The sequence below is a fragment of the Amycolatopsis sp. NPDC043887 genome (genome assembly GCF_056435665.1).
The window spans coordinates 36,260-55,707 of the sequence record NZ_JBWKEB010000020.1 but is presented as its reverse complement, the minus strand read 5'-3'; the positions used below and the strand labels follow the sequence as shown (position 1 = coordinate 55,707).

At 69.2% G+C, this 19,448-nt stretch carries 21 protein-coding genes and 3 pseudogenes; 10 read left to right on the top strand and 14 right to left on the bottom strand.

Annotated elements, in window-relative coordinates; all coding sequences use genetic code 11:
- Nucleotides 1-34: 34 nt before the first annotated feature.
- Complete coding sequence (locus AC069H_RS37050; protein WP_478235475.1) at nucleotides 35-1,279, bottom strand: ROK family protein; 1,245 nt, start codon at nucleotides 1,277-1,279, stop codon at nucleotides 35-37.
- Nucleotides 1,280-1,364: 85 nt separating this feature from the next.
- Between AC069H_RS37050 and AC069H_RS37045 the strand changes: the two genes are divergently transcribed.
- Together AC069H_RS37045 and AC069H_RS37040 are read left to right on the top strand one after the other, a co-directional pair.
- On the top strand, nucleotides 1,365-2,753 hold the full coding sequence (locus AC069H_RS37045; RefSeq protein ID WP_478235434.1) for a GH1 family beta-glucosidase: 1,389 nt from the start codon (nucleotides 1,365-1,367) through the stop codon (nucleotides 2,751-2,753).
- A 111-nt stretch (nucleotides 2,754-2,864) separates the two neighbouring features.
- A complete protein-coding gene (locus AC069H_RS37040; RefSeq protein WP_478235433.1) occupies nucleotides 2,865-3,578 on the top strand; it encodes a DUF2306 domain-containing protein in 714 nt (237 codons plus the stop codon).
- On the opposite strand, the gene AC069H_RS37035 is transcribed toward AC069H_RS37040, so the two are convergent.
- Together AC069H_RS37035 and AC069H_RS37030 are read right to left on the bottom strand one after the other, a co-directional pair.
- On the bottom strand, nucleotides 3,514-4,692 hold the full coding sequence (locus AC069H_RS37035) for an acyl-CoA dehydrogenase family protein (RefSeq protein WP_478235432.1): 1,179 nt from the start codon (nucleotides 4,690-4,692) through the stop codon (nucleotides 3,514-3,516). The two genes, AC069H_RS37040 and AC069H_RS37035, sit on opposite strands and share 65 nt — an antisense overlap.
- Nucleotides 4,689-7,040 (bottom strand): bifunctional salicylyl-CoA 5-hydroxylase/oxidoreductase, encoded by a 2,352-nt coding sequence (locus AC069H_RS37030; protein WP_478235431.1) that lies wholly within the window; start codon nucleotides 7,038-7,040, stop codon nucleotides 4,689-4,691. The genes AC069H_RS37035 and AC069H_RS37030 overlap by 4 nt, the downstream gene beginning before the upstream one ends.
- 48 nt (nucleotides 7,041-7,088) lie before the next feature.
- Between AC069H_RS37030 and AC069H_RS37025 the strand changes: the two genes are divergently transcribed.
- Nucleotides 7,089-7,493 (top strand): RidA family protein, encoded by a 405-nt coding sequence (locus AC069H_RS37025; protein ID WP_478225368.1) that lies wholly within the window; start codon nucleotides 7,089-7,091, stop codon nucleotides 7,491-7,493.
- 53 nt (nucleotides 7,494-7,546) lie between these two features.
- Here the strand turns inward: AC069H_RS37025 and AC069H_RS37020 are convergent, their stop codons facing one another.
- Entirely contained in the window at nucleotides 7,547-8,398 is an 852-nt protein-coding gene (locus tag AC069H_RS37020; RefSeq protein ID WP_478225369.1) for a PaaX family transcriptional regulator, read from the bottom strand.
- Nucleotides 8,399-8,961: 563 nt separating this feature from the next.
- Here AC069H_RS37020 and AC069H_RS37015 point away from each other — a divergent pair.
- Both AC069H_RS37015 and AC069H_RS37010 read left to right on the top strand, forming a co-directional pair.
- The gene (locus AC069H_RS37015) at nucleotides 8,962-9,378 is read left to right on the top strand and encodes a hypothetical protein (protein WP_478235430.1); all 417 of its coding nucleotides are present in this window, start codon (nucleotides 8,962-8,964) and stop codon (nucleotides 9,376-9,378) included.
- Nucleotides 9,379-9,431: 53 nt separating this feature from the next.
- Complete coding sequence (locus tag AC069H_RS37010; protein WP_478235429.1) at nucleotides 9,432-9,773, top strand: hypothetical protein; 342 nt, start codon at nucleotides 9,432-9,434, stop codon at nucleotides 9,771-9,773.
- Here AC069H_RS37010 and cutA (AC069H_RS37005) read toward each other — a convergent pair.
- From cutA (AC069H_RS37005) to AC069H_RS36995, 3 genes and pseudogenes are all read right to left on the bottom strand, one after another.
- A pseudogene (gene cutA, locus AC069H_RS37005) lies at nucleotides 9,770-9,943 on the bottom strand (divalent cation tolerance protein CutA); the annotation flags it as partial. The gene AC069H_RS37010 and the pseudogene cutA (AC069H_RS37005) sit on opposite strands and share 4 nt — an antisense overlap.
- Before the next feature lie 18 nt (nucleotides 9,944-9,961).
- Nucleotides 9,962-10,093: a divalent cation tolerance protein CutA gene (cutA, locus tag AC069H_RS37000; RefSeq protein WP_478235428.1), complete on the bottom strand. Its 132-nt coding sequence runs from the start codon at nucleotides 10,091-10,093 to the stop codon at nucleotides 9,962-9,964.
- Between the two features lie 23 nt (nucleotides 10,094-10,116).
- A complete protein-coding gene (locus AC069H_RS36995; protein WP_478235427.1) occupies nucleotides 10,117-10,434 on the bottom strand; it encodes a hypothetical protein in 318 nt (105 codons plus the stop codon).
- A 399-nt stretch (nucleotides 10,435-10,833) separates the two neighbouring features.
- Here AC069H_RS36995 and AC069H_RS36990 point away from each other — a divergent pair, with 399 nt between their 5' ends.
- Genes AC069H_RS36990 through AC069H_RS36980 form a run of 3 tightly spaced genes read left to right on the top strand, consistent with a single transcriptional unit; the run spans nucleotide 10,834 to nucleotide 12,342 of the window.
- Nucleotides 10,834-11,505 carry a cytochrome P450 family protein gene (locus tag AC069H_RS36990; RefSeq protein ID WP_478235426.1) on the top strand — a complete coding sequence of 224 codons (672 nt, stop codon included), beginning with the start codon at nucleotides 10,834-10,836 and terminating at the stop codon, nucleotides 11,503-11,505.
- Between the two features lie 37 nt (nucleotides 11,506-11,542).
- Nucleotides 11,543-11,893 carry a PLDc N-terminal domain-containing protein gene (locus AC069H_RS36985; RefSeq protein WP_340686857.1) on the top strand — a complete coding sequence of 117 codons (351 nt, stop codon included), beginning with the start codon at nucleotides 11,543-11,545 and terminating at the stop codon, nucleotides 11,891-11,893.
- A gap of 38 nt (nucleotides 11,894-11,931) precedes the next feature.
- On the top strand, nucleotides 11,932-12,342 hold the full coding sequence (locus AC069H_RS36980) for a nitroreductase family deazaflavin-dependent oxidoreductase (RefSeq protein WP_478235425.1): 411 nt from the start codon (nucleotides 11,932-11,934) through the stop codon (nucleotides 12,340-12,342).
- 73 nt (nucleotides 12,343-12,415) lie between these two features.
- Here the strand turns inward: AC069H_RS36980 and AC069H_RS36975 are convergent.
- Nucleotides 12,416-12,560: pseudogene (locus AC069H_RS36975) on the bottom strand (acyltransferase family protein); the annotation flags it as partial.
- Nucleotides 12,561-12,577: 17 nt separating this feature from the next.
- Complete coding sequence (locus AC069H_RS36970; RefSeq protein ID WP_478235424.1) at nucleotides 12,578-13,930, bottom strand: FAD-binding oxidoreductase; 1,353 nt, start codon at nucleotides 13,928-13,930, stop codon at nucleotides 12,578-12,580.
- A 70-nt stretch (nucleotides 13,931-14,000) separates the two neighbouring features.
- On the opposite strand from AC069H_RS36970, the gene AC069H_RS36965 reads away from it, so the two are divergent.
- Nucleotides 14,001-14,885 (top strand): LysR substrate-binding domain-containing protein, encoded by an 885-nt coding sequence (locus AC069H_RS36965; RefSeq protein ID WP_478225374.1) that lies wholly within the window; start codon nucleotides 14,001-14,003, stop codon nucleotides 14,883-14,885.
- On the opposite strand, the pseudogene AC069H_RS36960 reads toward AC069H_RS36965, so the two are convergent.
- The 3 genes and pseudogenes from AC069H_RS36960 to AC069H_RS36950 all read right to left on the bottom strand — a co-directional run bounded on the left by AC069H_RS36960 (nucleotide 14,854) and on the right by AC069H_RS36950 (nucleotide 17,383).
- Nucleotides 14,854-15,769: pseudogene (locus AC069H_RS36960) on the bottom strand (class I SAM-dependent methyltransferase). The gene AC069H_RS36965 and the pseudogene AC069H_RS36960 sit on opposite strands and share 32 nt — an antisense overlap.
- A 184-nt stretch (nucleotides 15,770-15,953) precedes the next feature.
- Nucleotides 15,954-16,778, bottom strand: coding sequence for an NAD(P)H-binding protein (locus AC069H_RS36955; protein WP_478235423.1), 825 nt, complete (start codon nucleotides 16,776-16,778; stop codon nucleotides 15,954-15,956).
- Complete coding sequence (locus tag AC069H_RS36950) at nucleotides 16,775-17,383, bottom strand: hypothetical protein (RefSeq protein ID WP_478235422.1); 609 nt, start codon at nucleotides 17,381-17,383, stop codon at nucleotides 16,775-16,777. Before AC069H_RS36950 ends, AC069H_RS36955 begins: the two co-directional genes overlap by 4 nt.
- 52 nt (nucleotides 17,384-17,435) lie before the next feature.
- On the opposite strand from AC069H_RS36950, the gene soxR reads away from it, so the two are divergent.
- Nucleotides 17,436-17,882 (top strand): redox-sensitive transcriptional activator SoxR, encoded by a 447-nt coding sequence (soxR, locus tag AC069H_RS36945; protein ID WP_478235421.1) that lies wholly within the window; start codon nucleotides 17,436-17,438, stop codon nucleotides 17,880-17,882.
- Here soxR and AC069H_RS36940 read toward each other — a convergent pair.
- Together AC069H_RS36940 and AC069H_RS36935 are read right to left on the bottom strand one after the other, a co-directional pair.
- The gene (locus tag AC069H_RS36940) at nucleotides 17,872-19,089 is read right to left on the bottom strand and encodes an RNA polymerase sigma factor (RefSeq protein WP_478235420.1); all 1,218 of its coding nucleotides are present in this window, start codon (nucleotides 19,087-19,089) and stop codon (nucleotides 17,872-17,874) included. The two genes, soxR and AC069H_RS36940, sit on opposite strands and share 11 nt — an antisense overlap.
- The gene (locus tag AC069H_RS36935) at nucleotides 19,080-19,445 is read right to left on the bottom strand and encodes a YciI family protein (RefSeq protein WP_478225379.1); all 366 of its coding nucleotides are present in this window, start codon (nucleotides 19,443-19,445) and stop codon (nucleotides 19,080-19,082) included. Before AC069H_RS36935 ends, AC069H_RS36940 begins: the two co-directional genes overlap by 10 nt.
- Nucleotides 19,446-19,448 lie beyond the last annotated feature (3 nt).

The window sequence follows — 19,448 nt, the reverse complement described above, 5'->3', positions numbered from 1 at the left end:
GCGACAAGACGTATTTTTCGACCTCGAATTAAGGTCAGGCGGCCGTGCCGCGCTTCGACCCGGCCGTGCGCGGGTCCGCGCCCTGCTCCAGGAGGGCGGCGACCGGGAGGGTGGCGGCTCCTATGGCGACGGCGTCCGGGCCGAGCTGCCCGAGCTCGATCTCGGTCTGGTCGAACACGTGCGCCAGCGCGTGCTCGCCCGCCACGCGCCGGATCTCGGGCAGGTAGTGCTCGCCGAGCGCCAGCCCGGCCCAGCCGCCCAGCACGATCCGCTCCGGGTTGAACAGGTTGATCAGGTCGCCGATCCCGGCGCCGAGATAGCCCGCGGTCTCTTCCAGTACCTTGGCCGCGACCTTGGACCTGCCCGCCGACTCCAGCAGGGCGGCGAACTGCGTCTGCTCGTCCTCGTCCGACGCCTTTCCGCCGCGCGCCTTGCGATAGCGGGCGAGGACGCCCTCCGCGCCGACGTAGGACTCCAGGCAGCCGCGCGATCCGCAGCGGCATTCCTGCCCGCCGTAGACGATCGTCGTGTGGCCCCATTCTCCCGCGCTGCTGGTGGAGCCCCGGTAGGTGGTGCCGTCGGTGACCACGGCCGCGCCGACGCCGGACCCGATCAGGGCGATCACCGCGTGTCGCGCGCCGCGGCCGGCGCCGAACCACATTTCGCCCTGTCCCTGGGTTTTCGCGCCGTTGTCCACGAACAGCGGCAGCTCGACGCCCTCCGCGCGCAGGAGGTCGGTGAGCGGGACCTCCTTCCAGCCGATGGTGGGCGCGTGCACGCGCACCGCCTCGCCCTGCTCGACGGTGCCCGGGACGCCGACTCCGACACCGAGCACGGTCGCTTCGTCGACCCCCGATTCCGTGATCACCTCCCGGAGCCCGGACGCCACCTGGGTGACCGCCGCGGCCGCGTCCGGCCGGGGCGAGGCGAGGGGATGTTCGACGGTGGCGAGCCGGTTCATGGTGAGGTCGAACAGTTCGACCTTCACCCCGGTCTCGCCGATGTCGACGCCAGCGACATGTCCGTACGCCGGGTCGACGCGGAGCAGGACGCGCGGCCTGCCGCCGTCGGACTCGACCAGCCCGGCCTCGGTGATGAGCCGTTCTTCGCCGAGTTCGGCGGTCACGTTGCTGACGGTCGCGGCGCTCAAACCGGTCAGACCGCTCAATTCGTGGCGGCTGAGCGGGCCGTCGAAGTAGAGTTTCGACAACAGGAGGGAACGGTTGTGCCGCCGCAGGTCACGGACGGTGGTGCGCTTGGCAGGCATGCGGATACCCATCTTGTGGCGGCGGACCTTTCCAGGATGCCCCACGACCTTATCCTCCGCCATGTATCAACTGGTGAAATAAGGCGGGAAGAGGGTTATGACGGGGGACGACGAGCTCATCGGCACCTTGCCACCGGACTTCCGGTGGGGCGTCGGCAGCTCGGCCTACCAGGTCGAAGGCGCGGTCGCCGAAGACGGACGGACACCGTCCATTTGGGACACTTATGCCCAGTCCCCGTGGTCGGTCGACAACGGTGACACCGGTGAGGTCGCCTGCGATCACTACCATCGGATGCCCGCCGACGTCGCACTGCTCAAGGAACTCGGCGTCGACACCTACCGCTTCTCCGTTTCGTGGCCCCGTGTGCAGCCGCGCGGGCGCGGCGGCGTCAACCCGGCCGGGATCGCCTTCTACGACCGGCTGGTCGACGAACTGCTCAACAACGGCATCGACCCCTGGCTGACGCTGTACCACTGGGATCTGCCGCAGCACCTCGAAGACGCGGGCGGGTGGCCCGCGCGCGACACCGCCGTCCGGTTCGCCGACTACGCGATGCTCGTGTTCGAGCGGCTGAGCGACCGGGTCCGCCACTGGACCACGCTGAGCGAACCGTGGTGCACGGCCATGCACGGGTATGTCCACGGGGTGATGGCGCCCGGCCGCCGGGACGCGAAGGCGGGGATGGCGGCGGCGCATCACCTGCTGCTCGGCCATGGCCTCGCCGTGCGGCGGATGCGGGAACTCGCGCCGCCCGGGACCGAGTTCGGCATCACGCTCAACCTGAGCACCGCCGACCCGGCCACTTCGAGCGAGGCCGACCGGGCCGCCGCCCGCTTCGAGGACGGGCTCGGGACGAGGTTCTACCTCGACGCGCTCGTCCACGGCCGGTACCCCGAGGACGTGCTCGAGACCCTCGCGCGGCAGGGCATCCGCCTGCCGTCGGAGCCGTGGGATCCGTCGATCATCGCCGCACCGCTCGATTTCCTCGGTGTCGACTACTACTTCGGGACGCGGTACTCCGGGGTGGAGGAGAACGGGGACGCGGTGGAGCATCTCGGGATTCCCGCGTTCCGCAAGGTCCCGTTCGGGGCGCCGTCGACGGTGCTGGGCTGGGAGATCCTGCCGCACAAGCTCACCGAACTGCTCGTCCGGATCGGCCGCGACTATCCGGGTCTGCCGCTCTACGTCACCGAGAACGGTGCCGCGTTCGCCGACGTCCCCGACGAGACCGGCTTCGTCCGCGACGACGACCGCGCCGAGTACCTGTCCGCGCATATCGCCGCCACGGCCGCCGCGAGGCAGGCGGGCGCGGACGTCCGCGGCTATTTCGCCTGGTCCTTTTTGGACAGTTTCGAATGGGCGTACGGCTACGCGAAACGGCTCGGCTTGGTGCGGGTCGACCGCGAGACGCAGGCGCGGACGATCAAACAGAGTGGGCTGGCGTACCGCGACATCGTCGAGCGGGTGCGCGGCGGACGGTGGTAGGGGCTGCTCCACCCTCGAACCGGCGGCCCGCTCCATTCTTCCCGGTGGCCCCGCGTCCTAGGTTCGGCTGCGGAAAGTTGTTTGCCGCTATCGGAAACGTGGGGGACAGTGATGACCGTCAGGCTCGAACAACGTGACCAGCGGGAGGCGCCACGGAAATCGTGGTGGCGAAGGCCGTGGGTGGGGCCGTTGGCCGTCGTCATCGTGATCTTCCTGGCCTTTTCGATGCCGCCGTATCTGGCGATGGACCCGGCGCGGTCGAGGGTTCCACCGCCGCCCGGGTTCACCTCGCACTACTGGTTCCTCGCGGCGCATGTGCTGTTCGGCTCGATCGCGATGGTCGGCGCGCTGCTCCAGATCTGGCCGTGGTTCCGGGCGAAGTACCCGGCGGTGCACCGGAAGATCGGCCGGGTGTACGTCTTCGCCGGGGTGCTCCCGGCCGGTCTGCTGGCGCTGGTCGTCGGCGCGACGAGCCCGTTCGGCCCGGCGACGCGGGTGGCCAACGTGCTGGCCGGGGTGCTGTGGCTGGGGTGCACGTTCGCCGGCTGGCGCGCGGCGAGGCAACGCCGGTTCGGCGATCATCGGCGCTGGATGATCCGCAGCTTCGCGCTGACCATGTCGATCATCGTCAGCCGGGTGGTCGGGCCGATCGCGCTGATCACGCTGCAGCCGCAGCTGGAGACCACGTTCGGCGGAAGCGAACTGGCCTTGACCCAATCGGTCGCCGCGATCACGGCCTGGCTGAGCCCGACGCTGGTCGTCATCGCGACGCAGTGGTACCTGGATCGCCGCCCGGTAAAGAAGAAGTCAGCGATCGTGCGATGATCGTCCGCTGCACTTCGGACGCGCCTTCGTAGATCCGCGGCGCGCGGACCTCGCGGTAGAGGTGTTCGAGCAGATGGCCTCGCCGCAGCGCCCGCGCGCCGTGGATCTGCACGGCCGAGTCGACGACGTACTGGGCGGTCTCGGTGGCGAACAGTTTCGCCATCGCGGCCCGGCCCGCGAGGTTCCGCTCGCCCGCGTCGTAGGCTGCGGCCGCGGCGTAGACCAGCAGGCGCGACGCCTCGGTGCGGGTCGCCATTTCGGCGAGGGTGTGCGCCACGGTCTGCTGTTTCAGGAGCGGACCGCCGAACGCGACACGGGACTGGGCGTGGGCGACCGCGGCGTCGAGCGCGGCCTGCGCCATCCCGACGGCGAATGCGCCGACACTCGGCCGGAACAGGTCCAGGGTCCGCATCGCCACGCCGAAGCCTCGGTCCTGTTCGCCGAGCAGTTCGTCCCGTTCCACGCGGACGCCGTCGAAGACCAGGGTGCCGATGGGATGCGGGCTGACGAGGTCGAGGTGCGCGCCCGACAGCCCGGCGCGGTCGGCCGGGACGACGAACGCGGAGACGCCGCGCGAGCCCGCTTCCGGTGTGGTGCGGGCGAAAACGCTGTAGAAATCGGCCTCGGGGGCGTTCGAGATCCACATCTTCTCGCCGGTGAGACGCCAGCCGTCGCCGTCGGGCTCGGCGGCGAGTTCCAGTGCCGCCGCGTCCGAGCCCGCGTTCGGCTCGGTGAGCGCGAAGGCGGCGACGGCGTCACCCGCGGCCACGGCGGGGACCCACTTCGCGACCTGCGAGTCCTGCCCGGACTGAAGTACCGGGTAGGTGCCCAGACCCTGCAACGCCAACGCGGTCTCGGCTTCGGTGCTCTGGCTCGCGAGCGACTCCCGCAGGATGCAGAGATCCGTCGCGGCGGCCTCACGGCTCGGGCTGCCTCCGTCAACGCCGGGGAACAGCCGGGAGAGCAGGCCGAGCGCGCCCATTTCCTTGAGCAGTGGCCGGTTCACCGCGCCTTCGGTGCCGGATTCGGCCAGTGGGCGGAGCTTTTCGGCGCCCAGCCGCCGGACCTCGTCGGCGCAGGCCTGCTGTTCGGGGCTCAGTGCGAAGGCGGTCATCGATCGCTCCCAGGTCGCCAGCGGGCATGCGCGGTGCCGGTTTCACCGGAGCGCAACAGTTCGAGCCGTGGTTTCGGCCCGTCGGTGCGGCCGCCCTGCGGTTTCCGGCTGCCCGCCGCGAACTGCTTCGGCCACGGCATCGGATAGCCCTGTTCGGCGGCGGCGTGCAATGTCCACTGTGGATCGTAAAGGTGGGTCCTGCCGAGCGCGCACAGATCCGCGCGGCCCGCCAGGATCAGCGAGTTGACGTCGTCGTAGGAGGAGATCGCGCCGACGGCGATCACCGCGATCCCGTACTCGCGCCCGATCTCGTTGCGGATCCGGTCCGCGTACGGCGTCTGGTAACTACGGCCGTACTCGGGTTTCTCCTCGCTGACGACCTGACCGGTCGACACGTCGATGCCGTCCGCACCGTGCTCGGCGAACGCGCGGGCGATCTCGACGGCGTCGTCGACGTCGATTCCGCCTTCGTGCCAGTCGGTCGCGGAGATGCGGACCGTCATCGGCCGCTCGGCGGGCCAGACCGCGCGGACGGCATCGAAGACTTCGAGCGGGAAACGCAGCCTGTTCTCCAGCGAGCCGCCGTACTCGTCGGTTCGCCGGTTGGTCAGCGGTGACAGGAACGAAGACAGGAGATAGCCGTGCGCGCAGTGGAGTTCGAGGAGGTCGAACCCGGCACGCGCGGCGGCGCAGGCGGAGTGCGCGAACTGGTCACGGATCTCGGCCAGCTCGGCTTTCGTGAGTTCGCGCGGGGTCTGATTCGCTTCGCTGTACGGGATCGCGGACGGGGCGCAGATCTCCCAGTTGTCCTCGGGGAGCGGCTGGTCGATACCGTCCCACATCAGTTTCGTCGAGCCCTTGCGTCCCGAATGTCCCAGCTGGACACCGATACGCGCGGGGGTGTGGCCGTGGACGAAGTCGGTGACCCGCGCCCAGGCGCGTTCCTGTTCTTCGGTGTAGAGGCCGCCGCAGCCCGGGGTGATCCGGCCGGTTTCGGAGACGCAGACCATCTCCGTCATCACCAGCCCGGCGCCGCCGAGCGCCTTGCTTCCCAGATGTACCAAGTGGAAATCGGTCGGCACGCCGTCTTCGGAGGAGTACATGTCCATCGGCGAGACGACGACACGGTTCGGCAGGTCGAGGTTCCCGACGCGGAACGGCTGGAACATCGGCGGCCGGACGTCGGAGTCCAAAGTGGACGCGAACCAGGAGTCCAGTTCGGCGGCGAACTCGGGATCGCGCAGCCGGAGGTTGTCGTAGGTGACGCGGCGGCTGCGGGTGAGGATGTTGAACGCGAACTGCGCCGGATCCTGGTGGGTGTACTGACCCATGTTCTCGAACCACTCCAGGCTCGCCTGCGCGGCGCGCTGGGTGGAGGTGACGACGGGCCGGCGTTCGGCTTCGTACGCTTGCAGTGCACTGTCCATATCGGACTGTTCGTGCAGGCAGGCGGCGAGCGCGAGCGCGTCCTCCATGGCGAGTTTCGTGCCGGAGCCGATGGAGAAATGCGCCGTGTGCGCGGCGTCGCCGAGCAAGACGACGTTCTCGTGCCGCCAGCTCGCGCAGCGCACGGTGGCGAACGCGGTCCACTTCGAGTTGTTGGCGAACACCTGATGGCCGCCGAGGACTTCGGCGCACAGTTCGCGGATGACCTCGATCGACTTCTCGTCGCTCTCGCCCGGCGCCAGCGCGGTCGCGGCGATCTCGCCGAACGCGCGCTGCCAGACGTCCTCGTGTAGTTCCAGGATGAACGTGCTCGCGGTGTCGCTGTACGGGTAGCCGTGGATCTGCATGATCCCGTGCGGGGTCTCCAGCACGTAGAACTTGAAGGCGTCGAACACGAGATCCGTGCCGAGCCAGATGTACTTGCAGCGCCGGGTCTGGAGGCTCGGGCGGAAGCTCTCGGCGAAGGCGTCGCGGGTCGGGGAGTTGACGCCGTCCGCCGCGACGACCAGGTCGTACTCGGCGCTCGCCTCGGCCGCGCTCGGTGCTTCGGTGCGGAAACGCACGTCCACACCGAGTTCCGCGCAGCGTTCCTGGAGGATGCCGAGCAGCCGTTTGCGGCTCATCGCGGCGAACCCGTGCCCGCCCGAGGTGTGCACCGTGCCGCGGAAGTGGACGTCGATGTCGTCCCAGCGCGCGAACTCCCGGCGCATGGCGGCGTGGATCACCGGATCGGCGTGTTCGATCCCGCCGAGCGTCTCGTCGGAGAACACCACCCCGAACCCGAAGGTGTCGTCGGGCGCGTTGCGCTCCCAGACGGTGATCTCGTGATCGGGATGGAGCTGTTTCGCCAGCGTGGCGAAGTAGAGCCCCGCCGGGCCGCCGCCTAACACCGCGATACGCACGTCGCTCAGGGTATGTCGCGGTATGTACGACCGTCAACGATACGGGATATGGTGACCCGTATGGAGCGCATCAATCCGCCCGAGCTCGGTCGCCCTTCCGGCTTCTCGCACGCCGTCGCCGCGACCGGGAGATTCGTCTTCCTCGCCGGTCAGACGGCGTTGGACGAGGAGAACCGCATCGTCGGCGACGGCGTGGTCGAACAGTTCGAACGCGCGCTGTCCAACCTGCTCACCGCGTTGCGCGCGGCGGGCGGGGCGCCGTCGGACCTGTGCAGCGTGACCATCTACATCGTCGACATGGACGACTACCGCGCCCACGCGCGCGAGATCGGCGCGGTGTGGAAGCGGCTGGCCGGGAGCGAGTACCCCGCGATGGCGGGGATCGGCGTCAGCCGGCTGTGGGACGAGGAAGCGTTGGTGGAGGTGCAGGGCTTCGCGGTGGTCGCCGCGTAAGTGAGATGAAGGACGCTTTCATAGCAAATTTTGCTATGAAAGCGTCCTTCATCTCACATGGGCAGGGTGCGTGAGACGTGCGCGGCCGCGGCCTCGCCCAGCCTCGCGTGCAGCGTGAAGAACAGGTCCGCCGCCCGGATGCCCGCCCAGCCCGGGGGCAGCAGTTCGGCGGGCAGGCCGGGGTCGAGATAGGGCAGCCGCCGCCAGTCGGTCAGCACGCGGACGTAGTCGGCGAACGCTTCGGCCTCATCCGTGGTCTTGCGCCGCTGCCACCGCCGCAACGCGGCCGCGTGCTCGTCGAGGAAGGCGGTGTACAGCGACTCGAGTTGATCGAGGTCCCACCAGTCACGGATCTTCTCCCGCACGTCGCCGAACGCGAGGTGCTCGGCGTGGAAGAGATCGGCGTACCCCTCGAGTTCGAGCCGTCGCAGCATGTCGGAGGTCGCGTCACGCAGATGCGCGGGCGCGATCCAGACCCCGGACGACGCCGTCCCGAAGCCGAGCCGGGCGAGCTGCGTGCGAAGAACGTGCCTTTTGTGCCGTTCGGCTTCCGGGACGGAGAACACCGCGAGCAGCCAGCCGTCGCCGGGGGTGGCGCGTTCGCGGCGGAAGATCCGCTCGTCTCCTTCGCGCAGGATCGCCAGCGCGGTTTCGGAAAGCTCGTAACCCGCGGCGCCGTTCCGGCGTACCGCGGAAAGGATCCCGCGCCGTTTCAGCCGGGAGATCGACGACCGGACGGCCGGTTCCTCGACGTCCACGCCCGCCAGCAGGTCGATCAGGGAGCGGACGGAAAGCCAGCCGCCCTCGCCGCGGGAATAGAGGCCGTACACGGTCACGATCAGCTGACGCGGTTGCGCCGTCCGCCCCGCGCCGTCGACTTCGGTTGCCTCCGACACGGCCGTCACCCGGTCACCATAACAACGTGTGCGCGACCAGGGAAAACGTCTAGGGGGACATACGGTAACGAAGGGGAGCGTCTAAAGCCTGTATTCGCAGGTCATCCCGCGCTTGTTACATCTTGGTCGGGAACATCCGGAAGCGCCTGGTTGTCGCGGTCGGGCTCACGTTTGGTCCCACGATGTCCCACGACCTTGAGCGGCTTCGGATCGCCGAGCGCTGCCAGGAGCTTGTCGTCCGACGCTGGAGCAGAACAGCGTCGGTGAACTGCTCCGAACCCTGCGAGATGACACGGGCCGGTCGCAAACCGATCAGGCCGCGGTGCTCTCCGAACTGTCGGGACAGCCCATCACCAGAAACGAGATCTCCCGTTGGGAGAGCGAGAAGCGGCTACCGACACCGTTCTGGCAGCAGCACATCGCAGCCAGTTTCGGAATAGAGGCGGCACGGATCAAGCGCGCCGTTTCGTCTGCGCGGACGAAACGGCCAGCCCACCGCCCGCCGGATCGGCCGATCTGATATCGCCGAATTGCGCCGCCGAACGACTCGACTCCGGCGTCTGGACAACATCATGGGCGGCGCCGAAACGTTCCCGGTCTACACCGCCGGAGCAGACCTCACTCAGCGATTGCTCCGCGAATCCAGCCACACCGAGGACATCGAGCGGGAACTGCTCGCGCTGCTCGCCGAACAACAGCAGCAAGCCGGGTGGGCGGCATTCGACCACGGGCAGCATGCACTCGCGGAGCAGCTCTTCGAAGACAGCCGTCAGAACGCAGAGGACGCGCGAGCCATGGATCTCGCGGGAAACGCACTCGCCTACGCGGCATACCAGCAGACCGCGACACAGCAGAGCGGAACCGCCCTTGCCGCGGACTCGTACGAAGTTGCCCGTCGAGTGGCCGCGCCGAAGGTCTCGGCGCTGCTGAACGGAAGGCATGGGCACACGCGACCGCCGGTGAAGCGGCCGAGGCGGACCGCGCGCTGAACCTCGCGCGCGAGGCCTTGAACGCGCCGTCCGATCGACCGGAACCCGACTGGGTGTTCTGGGTCGACGCCGCCGAAATCGACATCATGGCCGGACGCTGCTGGACGGAACTCCGGCGGCCACTGCGCGCCGTCCTGGTGCTCGAACGGGTTCTGGCGAACTTCGACGACACTCACGCCCGCGACAAGTCGCTGTACCTGACCTGGCTGGCCACGTCCTACCTTCATGCGCACGAGGTCGAGCAGGCCGCGGCGACGCTGGGGCACGCGGCGGATCTGGCGACCGGTGTCACGTCGGTCCGTCCGGCACGCCGGATCGAAGCGGTGGCGCGCCGTCTTGCCCACCACCGTTCGACCCCGGCCGTCGCCGATCTCCTCGCCCGGCTGAAGGTCTAATCGCGCCGTGTGGACTCCTCGGCCCATGCCAGGTAGTCCGCAGAGCCGCGGACCAGCTCGACGGCCGTCACCTCGGGCTTGTCCCACGGATGGTTCGCGATGACGTGCGCCTCCAGTTCGGCGTACCTGGCATCGGTCGTCTTGAACGTCACGTTGAACTCTTCGCCGCGGCCGGACTCGCCGAGGTGTCAGAAGAACGACGTGACCGGGCCGATGACCTGCGCGGTACCGGCGAGGCGCGCAGCGACGGCCGAGCCTGCCAGCTTCTCACCGGATTCCCGATCTGGGGTTGCCGTGGTCACGACAAGATGAACGGTCATGGCGACCAGGGTAGGACCCGCGATCAACTCGGGAACTCGCTAGCGAGGCCAGCCGAGTGCTTAGCGCGCCGAGTCCAGTTCGTCCGCTGTGCACCCTCTTGCCCGGTCGCGCGCTTCCGGCGCTCCAGATACGGGGTGATCGGCGACCCGAGCAGCATCGAGCCGCAGTCGGCGACGATCTCGAACGCCTCGCCGTATGCGCGCATCGCTCGGCCGGGGTAAAGGGCTTCCTGCCGGGTGTGCATCCACTCGTGGTTCACGATGGCGTGGCACGGCGCGGTGTCCGAGATCGTGATGTCCTTCGGTCCTGCGCGGCCGAGCTCGTCGAGCCGTGCGTTCATGACCGCCACGCGATCACACGACGGCGTCGCGGTGGCCGGCGGTTGCTGCGCCGTCGGCCGCCGAGGAGCACGGCCACGATCGACAGCAGCAGAACGAGAGAGCAGACGCGCCACGACGGGCGCCACGGTCTCGGAAGATCCCCCATACGAGATCCGGTCGGGTGGATCAAGAAGTCCGTTACGGTGATCGGCCGTTCGGACCAGCGGCACCAAGGAGCCTTGAGGGGTGAATGGGAGCGCATTGGAGCCCTTTGTAGTAGGCCCTCGTCCCACGTACGTCCCACGATCACCGGATTCGCGCTGCTCAGTGCCGGTGAATCCGTCACCCGGTCACCATGACAACGACGCTGTGCTCATGTTTCGGCCGTGACCGAAGCGTTCCGCACTTAGCGTCACGGTATGGACGATCCCCTGATCGAAGCCCCTGTCCCGCCGGTGCCCCAGGACGTCGAGCCGGGTGGTGTCCGGTGGTTGCGGGCGACCGTCGCCCGGTTCAGCCGCCCGGAGGACCACGCGCGACGGCGGGCGCTGGTGCTCGCCGAGCTCGCGCCGATGGGTTCCCTGCGGGACAAGGCTTTCGCGCTCGCCGGCGAAATGCGGGACGGGCCGGTGGAGCGGACCGTGTGGACGGTCCCGGTGGCCGTGCTGGCCGCCGAGCTCGGCCTGCCGGACGTTTCCCGCGACGTCGCGAAGGTTTCCGGCGCTTACCATCCGCACACGGAGATCGGGGCCGACGCCGAGGCGGCCATGCGGCGCCTGGTCGAAACCTGTGGTGACGCCGACGAGCGGACGGCCGCGCGGATCGGGCTAATGGTGCAGGCCTGTGACGCGACGGCCAAGCTGCTCGGCAAGGCGCTGGCCGCCCACCGGCCAGGCGAGGACGTCGAAGACCTGCTCGACCGGGTCCTGCGTGAGGATCCGCCGGTCCGCGTCACCCGGCGGTGGGTCGGCGGTGAGGTGGTCGAGGTGGACCTGACGAAACGTCCGTTCGGAGCAGGGCCCAAGCAGTGCCCAGGGGAAACGCAGGCGCGGCAAGTGGCCGCGGGAATTCTCGACGCCCTCCTGTGCTAAGACTTACCCCGGTCATCTGGAACTGGGGAGTCTTTCGATGCTGTATTTCAATGGTTTCTTCGGCGTTCTCACGCTCGGTCTGTGGATCTTCTGCATCGTCGACGTGATCACCACGGACGAGGGATCGTGCCGCAACATGCCGAAGGGGATGTGGCTGCTGCTGGTGCTGCTCGTCCCGTTGATCGGCTCGATCGTCTGGCTGGTCGCCGGTCGTCCGCAGAATGCCGCCCGCGCCCCGCGCGGCCGCTACGAACGTGAGTCGCCGGCGTTCCCGGAGTACGACCGGCCGGGCCGCTTCGCCGCCACGAGCGCCGAGGACGACGAAGAGTTCCTTCGCAAGTGTCGGGAGCGCGCCGAAGAACAGCGCCGCAAAGCCCGTGAAGGCTGAGTAGCCTCGGCATCGAGAAGATCGACACTGGAGGAAAGTTGTCCGAAGCGCTCGACTGGAACAAGAACATCATCAAGGAGTTCCGCGAGAACGGGGGGAAGGTGGGCGGCCCGTTCGAGGGCGGCTCGCTGCTCCTCCTCACCACCACCGGGGTGAAGAGCGGCGAGCCTCGCACGTCGCCGCTCGCGTTCGCGGAGGAGGACGGTAAGTACATCGTCGCCGCGTCGTTCGCCGGGTCGGACAAGAATCCGGCCTGGTACCACAACATCCTGGCGAACCCGAAGGTCACGATCGAGGTCGGCACGGAGAAGTTCGACGCGACCGCGACCGTCGTGGACCGCGCCGAGCGTGACCGTCTCTACGCGAAGATGGTCAGCTTGATGCCGGGCTTCGCCGACTACGAGAAGAAGACCGATCGGGTGATCCCGATCGTCACGATCTCCCGCTGACCCGCTCGCGTTTCGTCCTCTGAATGCGGTAGTTGCAGGCGCAAGTACCGCATTCAGAGGACGAAACGCGGGAGGTCAGCGCGCTGATCATCCGGTGCTCGCCCAGCGTCGGGATCGCCTCGACCACCACGAAGTGCACCGGGCCCTGCAGCAGGTAGAGCGAGCGAGTACGAGCGCTCACCGACGAACCGCATCACCTTCGTGGCCAGGAGCCTTCGCCCCGTGTCGAGGCCTCCTACCTGCGGTTTCGAAGATCACCCAGCGTCAGGGCAGGTTCGACGTTATGTGTCAGCCGGAACCGGTTCGCCGGGTCGACGGCCGCCTTGACCTCGGCGAGCCGCCGCAGATCGGCCGGGGAGTACACCTTGGACGCTTCCTCGCCCGCCGCGCTCTCGCCGTAGACGAAGGTCAGCAGTTTGCCGGTCGACCAGGGCTTCAGCGCGTCGAACAGCTTCGCGTGCGCGCTCCGGATCTCGGCGATCGAAGCGTCGTCCACGACGGACAGCGCGCGGACGGTGAAGCTCGCTTCACGGTCCCAGCCCACGCCGGGGTGCTCGGGCACGTCGGACAGCGCGCCGCCGAGCAGGTCCAGCAGGACGACGGTCGGCACCGGGGCGTCCGGGCCGGCGTGTTCGAGGATCGCGTCGAGCATCGCGTCGTTGAGTTCGGACACGGTGGCGTTGTCGGCGCGGTAGCCGTGCGGGAAGGGCGGCTCGTTCGCGATCTTGCCCGATTCGGTGAACGGGATCTCGGCGAGCGTGTCACCCAGGACGGGGGCGGCGGCGCGCAGCGGGGCGACGAGGCGCTCGCCCTCGGCGGCGTCACCGAGATAGGCGACCCGGATCTGCGCGACATGCTGCCCGCGCAGCGGTTCGGGCACCATCGGCAGATCCGGCATCGGGACCATGCCCAGCGACGACGTCATCTCGCGCGGCATCCCCGTCGCCCAGTCGCGCCAGGCGTGGAGCACCGCGGACAGCGATTCGGTGCCGAATTGCAGGCTGCCGCCGTACAGCCGGGTGACCGGGACGAGCCGGAACTCCAGCGCGGTGACGATCCCGAAGTTGTCGCGGCCGCCGCGGAGCGCCCAGAACAGGTCGCTTTCGGTGTCCGGGGTGGCGCGGCGGAGTTCCCCGTCGGCGGTCACCACCTCGATCGCGGTCACCTGGTCGGCCGCCAGGCCGTACTTGCGGCCGAGCAGGCTGAACCCGCCGCCGAGGGTGTAGCCGACGACGCCGACGCCGGGGAAGGAGCCGCTCAGCGGCGCGAGCCCGTGCTCCGCGGCCGCTTCGATGACCGCACCCCAGCGCACGCCCGCTTCGACCCGTGCGATCCCCTCGTCGATCCGGATTCCGGTCATGCGGTGGGTGGTGACGAGGACGCCACCTTCGAACGGGACGCCGACGCCGTGCCCGGTCGAGTGGACGGCGATCGGGAGGTCGTGCTCGACGGCGTGACGGACGGCCTCGACGACGTCGGCGGCCGAGGCGGCGGGCACGATGACGTCGGGACGGCGGGGCACTGCGGTCTGGAAACCGGCGAGTTCGTTGTCGTAATCCGGGTCGCCGGAGCGGAGCATCGTGGTCATGCCATCAGCGTGATCCCGATTCGGCCAGAAGTCCAAGATCTGGTTTGTCTGGCAATTAGAATCATCGGTTATGGAACTGCGCCAGCTCGAATACTTCGTCGCGGTGGCCGAGGAAGCGAACTTCACCCGAGCCGCCGAGCGGCTGCACGTCGCGCAGCCCGGCGTCAGCGCCCAGATCCGCCGCCTCGAACGCGAACTCGGGCAGCCATTGCTCGACCGGTCGGCCAGGGCGGTGCGGCTGACCGAGGTCGGCGCCGCCGCGCTCCCGCACGCGCGGGCCGCGCTCGCCGCCATCGCCGGGGTGCGGCAGGCGGTCGACGACCTGACCGGCCTGGTCCGCGGCCAGGTCGCGATGGGCATGGTGTCCTCGCGTGGCCCGGTCAACCTGCCGGATCTGCTCGCGCGTTTCCACGAGCGTCATCCGGCGGTCGACATCACGCTCGCCGAGGCGACGTCCGACGTCCTGCTCGCGGGTGTCGCCGACGGCCGGTTCGACGTCGCGCTGATCGGGGTCTCCGGCGAACCGCCGCCGGGGATCGGCCTGGAGGTCGTCCTCGACGAGCCGCTCGTCGTCATCTCCGGGCAGGAGGATCCGCTCACCGGACAGGCCACGATCACCCTGTCGGAGCTGGAAAGCCGTTCCCTGGTCAGCCTGCCGAAGGGCACCGGCATGCGCGCGATCGTCGACGCGGCGTTCCTCGCCGACAGCGCCCAGCCGAGGGTGACCCTGGAGGCGGGCGACCCGAACGTCGTCGCCGAACTGGTCGGGCGCGGGCTCGGCGTCGCCGTGGTGCCGATGTCGCTGGCGACGCACTACACGGAACTGCACGCCATGGAGATCACGCGGCCCGCCGGGCTGCGGGCGAAACTGGCGCTGGCCTGGCGGACGGAGGGGCCGGTCAGCCCCGCCGCCCGCGTGTTCATCAGTCAGGCACGGGCGCTGCTCGGGTTGTGAGCCGCCACAGCGTCGTGACCTCCTTCGCGTTGGCCCGCGGATGCCGCGGCCGGATGTCCTCCCGGCCCCGGACTTCGAGGCCGGACCGCTCGAAAGCGCCGAGGAGTTCTTCGCGTGTGCGCAGGCCCAGCAGTTCGGCGAGGTCGGACAGGATCAGCCACGCCTCCCCGCCGGGTTCGAGATGCCGGGGCAGCCGGTCGAGGAACGCCTTGAGCATCCTGCTTCCCGGGTCGTAGACGGCGCGTTCGAGCGAGGTGTGCGCGCGGGACGGCAACCAAGGCGGATTGCAGACGACCAGCGGCGCGCGGCTCGTTGTCCGTCGCCACCACGCGCTCGACCCCTCGACGTGCGAGGACCGCGGCGAGCACGCCGGTGCCGGTGCCGATGTCGAACGCCAGTTGCTTGGCGGGCAACGGAGTTCTCGCCACCAGATCGACCTACTCGCCGAGGATGGGGGAGAAGACCCCGTGGTGCGGATGGATTTTCGCGCCGAGCGACGGGATTTCGACGCCCTTCACCCGCCATTCGTGCGCGCCGACGACGCCCAGCAGCTCACGCAAGGACACCAGCGACGCGGTCTCGGAAGGTCCGAAGACCTCGGCGCAGGCCTCGCGCACGTCGGGCCCGCGGCGCAACGGCAGGACGTGACCGGGGTCCAGCGGGACCAGCAGCCTGCCGAGGATCCGCGCCCGGCGTGACCGATGGTTCCGCTGCTCCTGAAAAGGTTTCCCAGCCGCGGTACCGCAACGGCGGGACAACGCGGCGAGGAGGTTCCGCGCGCCCGGGAAGTCGCCGTGCCAGGCGAGACCGGTGCCGCACGCGGTGAGCCGGAACGCCTCGTCGGCGGTGATGCGATCGTCGACGGCGACGACGGGCCGGGGCATTTTCGTGCCGACGGTGGTCAGCCAGCGCCGACCACCGTCCTTTGTGGACAGGGGGTCATGGTTTCCGTTCCTGGATCCGCCCGCGGCGAAGAGACCCCGCGGGCGTGGCTCGTCGGGGGACAAGGTCAGGAACGGCGGCTAGTGGACCACCGCGGCATGAACCGGTGTCGACACGAACCCGAGCTTACCGGAAGTCGGCGGCGTGCTCGGCCGCCCAGACCTCGAAGTCCAGCCCCGGCCTGCCGGTGACGTCCTGGACGGTCGAGGTGACCTCGCCCGGTTTCGTCACCAGCCCCTGGAACCCGGACAGCATCGTGTCGACGATGAAATCCGGCATCTTCGTGAGCAGGGCGGCGCGTGCTTCGTCGAGCGGGATCTCCTCCCAGCGCGCCGGACGGCCCGCGGCCTCGCCGATGATCCGGACCTGTTCGGCCTGCGTCATCGGCCGCGTGCCGGTGAGCGTGTACTTCGCCCCCGTGTGCCTGTCACCGGTCAGTGCTTCGACGGCCACCGCGGCGATGTCCTTCTCGTGGATCAGCGGCATCGACGCCTCGCCGTACGCGCCGCGGACGACGCCGTCCGCGCGGATCGACGGCGCCCAGCCGAGGGTGTTGGCCGCGAATCCGTGCGGTCGCAGGAAAGTCCATTCCAGGCCGGCGGCTTCGATCGCCTCCTCGACGGCGCGATGCCAGGCACCGATGGCGTTGTCCTGCTCCGCCAGCGAATCGTCGACGGCGCCCGAGGAAAGGAACACCACGCGCTTCACCCGTTCCCCGAGCAGCGACACCGTGGGCGCCAGTGCCTCGGCGGGGCCGGCGAGCATAAGGAACACCGTGTCGACGCCGTCGAGCGCCGGCGCGATCGTTTCCGGTTTCGCCAGGTCACCGCGGACGCCGTCGGCGGGCGGGTTCCGGCTCAGCGCCCGGACCGGGAGGTTCCGCGCCCGCAGCTGGGCGACCACTTGCGAGCCGACGTTGCCCGTCGCGCCGGCGACCAGGATCGGCTTCATGCCGCCACCGCCGAGAAGACCGGGCGGTACCGCTTGACCGACCCGCCCGACATCCCCGGGTAGGCCTGCACCTTCTTCCACAGGTCGGTGGTCCCGATGCCGTCGGCGCCAGGCGCCGCGAGCGCGGCGAGGTGGGCTTCGGCACTGGCCCATTCGGCGTAGTTCAGCACCCTGGTCCCGTCGGTGCTCACGTGGAAGAAGCCCGAGATCCCGCCTTCGGGACGCGCGGGTTCCGACGCGAGCGCTTCGAAGACGAGGTCGATCCAGTCGCGCTGCCGTCGCTCGTCGGGGCCTTCGAACTCGACCGAGACGATCACGAGGCAGCCGGGCGCCCCCTCGCCGCGCTGCCCGCGGTAGAGGCGGAACACGGGCGCGCCGTCCAGGTCTTCGATGGCGTCTTCGCTGGTCCACTGCTCGTAAGTGAAGGCGCCGTCGTGGTCGATGCCCTCGTATGCGGTGAAGGAAACAAGTCCTTCGCGGCTTTTGAACGCCGCGCGCGCCGCGTCGGCGTCCGGCCATTCCCGTGCCACCACGACCGTCGAATCGTCCGGTGTCGGCCAATGTCCGTTGTGGATGGTCATTTCGGAGGTCCCCTGTGCTGTCATGCCTCCAGCATGGAACTTAAACAAGGGTTTAAGTCAAGGTAGGATCGTCGCCATGTCCGAACTGCCGTCCGAACTCACCATCGGAGAGCTGTCCCGGCGCAGCGGCGTCGCCACCTCCGCCCTGCGGTTCTACGAACGTCAGGGCCTCATCAGCAGCAGGCGGACCAGTGGGAATCAGCGTCGCTACCCCCGCAGCGCGCTCCGCGTGGTGGCATTCATCCGCGCGTCGCACCACCTCGGCATCCCGCTGGAGGTGATCGGTGGAGTGCTCGATTTCCTGCCGGAGGGCGCCGCGCCGGACCAGGCGTTCTGGCAGCGGGCTTCCCAGTGCTGGAGCGCCGAACTGAACAAGCGCATCGAGCAGCTGGAGTGCATGCGGGACCGGTTCACCGAATGCATCGGCTGCGGCTGCCTGTCCTTCGACCAGTGCGTGCTGGTGAACCCCGGTGACGTCCTCGCCGCCAAGGGACCCGGCCCGGCGCGGCTGATCACGGACTGACCGTGGCCAGTTTTCGTTCCAGCAGCCGCCGTTCGGCGCTGTTCTCCGCTCGCGCGATCGCGGCTTCGTAGGCCCGCGCCGACTCCTCCGGCCGGCCGAGGCGGTGCAGCAGATCCGCGCGGATGGCGTGGTACAGGTGGTATTCGCCCAGTCCGAGGCCGTCGATCACGGCGAGGGCCGCATCGGGACCCTCCACTTCGGCGACCGCGACGGCCCGGTTGAGCGCGACGATCGGCGTCGGATTCGCCGCCAGCAGCAGGTCGTACAGCTGGACGATCTGCGACCAGTCCGTGCTCGCCGCGTCGGCGGCGTCGCTGTGGACGGCGTTGATCGCCGCCTGGATCTGGTACGGACCCGGCTGGTTCCGCCGCAGGCAGGCACGGACCAGCGCCTGCCCTTCGGTGATCAGCTCGCGGTTCCACCGTGACCGGTCCTGCTCCGCCAGCAGCACGACTTCGCCGTCCGCTCCGGTGCGGGCCGCGCGGCGCGACTCGGTGAGCAGCATCAGCGCGAGCAGCCCGGTGGCCTCCGGTTCGTCGGGCATGAGAGCGGTCAGCAGCCTGCCGAGCCGGATCGCCTCCGCGCACAGGTCCTCCCGGACCAGCCGTTCGCCCGAAGTGGCCGTGTACCCCTCGTTGAACACGAGGTAGATCACGGCGAGCACCGACCGCAGCCGGTCCGGCAGGTCGGCATCGTCCGGGACGCGGTACGGGATCTTCGCGGCGCGGATCTTGCCCTTCGCCCGGACCAGCCGTTGCGCCATCGTCGTTTCGGGGACGAAGAACGCGTGCGCGATTTCGCCGGTGGTCAGCCCGCCCAGCAGTTTCAGCGTCAGCGCGACCTGCGCGGTGATGGCCAGCGCGGGGTGGCAGCAGGTGAAGATCAGCCGCAAACGGTCGTCACGCACGGGACCCTCCTCCACCGGCTCGTCGCCCGCGCTGATCAGCGCGGCCTGGGCGTGTTTGTCGTCGCGCGCGGCTTCCCGGCGCAACCGGTCGATGGCCTTGTTGCGGGCGGTCGTGATGATCCAGCCCGCGGGGCTCGGCGGTGGACCGCTGGACGGCCAGCGGTCCACCGCTTCGGCGAAGGCGTCTTGGACGGCTTCCTCGGCGATGTCGATACTGCCGAAGACCCGGACCAGTACGGCCACGGCACGGCCGTACTCCTCGGTGAAGACGCGTCCGATGTCCTCGATGGTCACACGCACGAAGGACCTTCGTCGCCCTGGAACGGCCGGACCTCGACCGGGAGGTAGGTGATCTCGGTGACCCGGCGGCCCCATTCGAGCGCGGCGTCCAGATCCGGCGCCTCGATGATGGTGAACCCACCGAGGTGTTCCTTGCCCTCGACGTACGGGCCGTCGGTCATCGTGATCTCGCCGTTCTCCTTGGCGCGCAGCACGGTCGCCGTGGTCGGCGGGTGCAGGCCGCCGGCGAAGACCCAGACACCCGCGGCCTTCATCTCGTCGTCGAGCGCCTGGATCTTGCGCGCGATCGGCTCCAGGAACTCCGGCGGCGGGACGGGACCGTCGGGCTGGTACAGGCTGATCAGGTACTGGGTCATGGC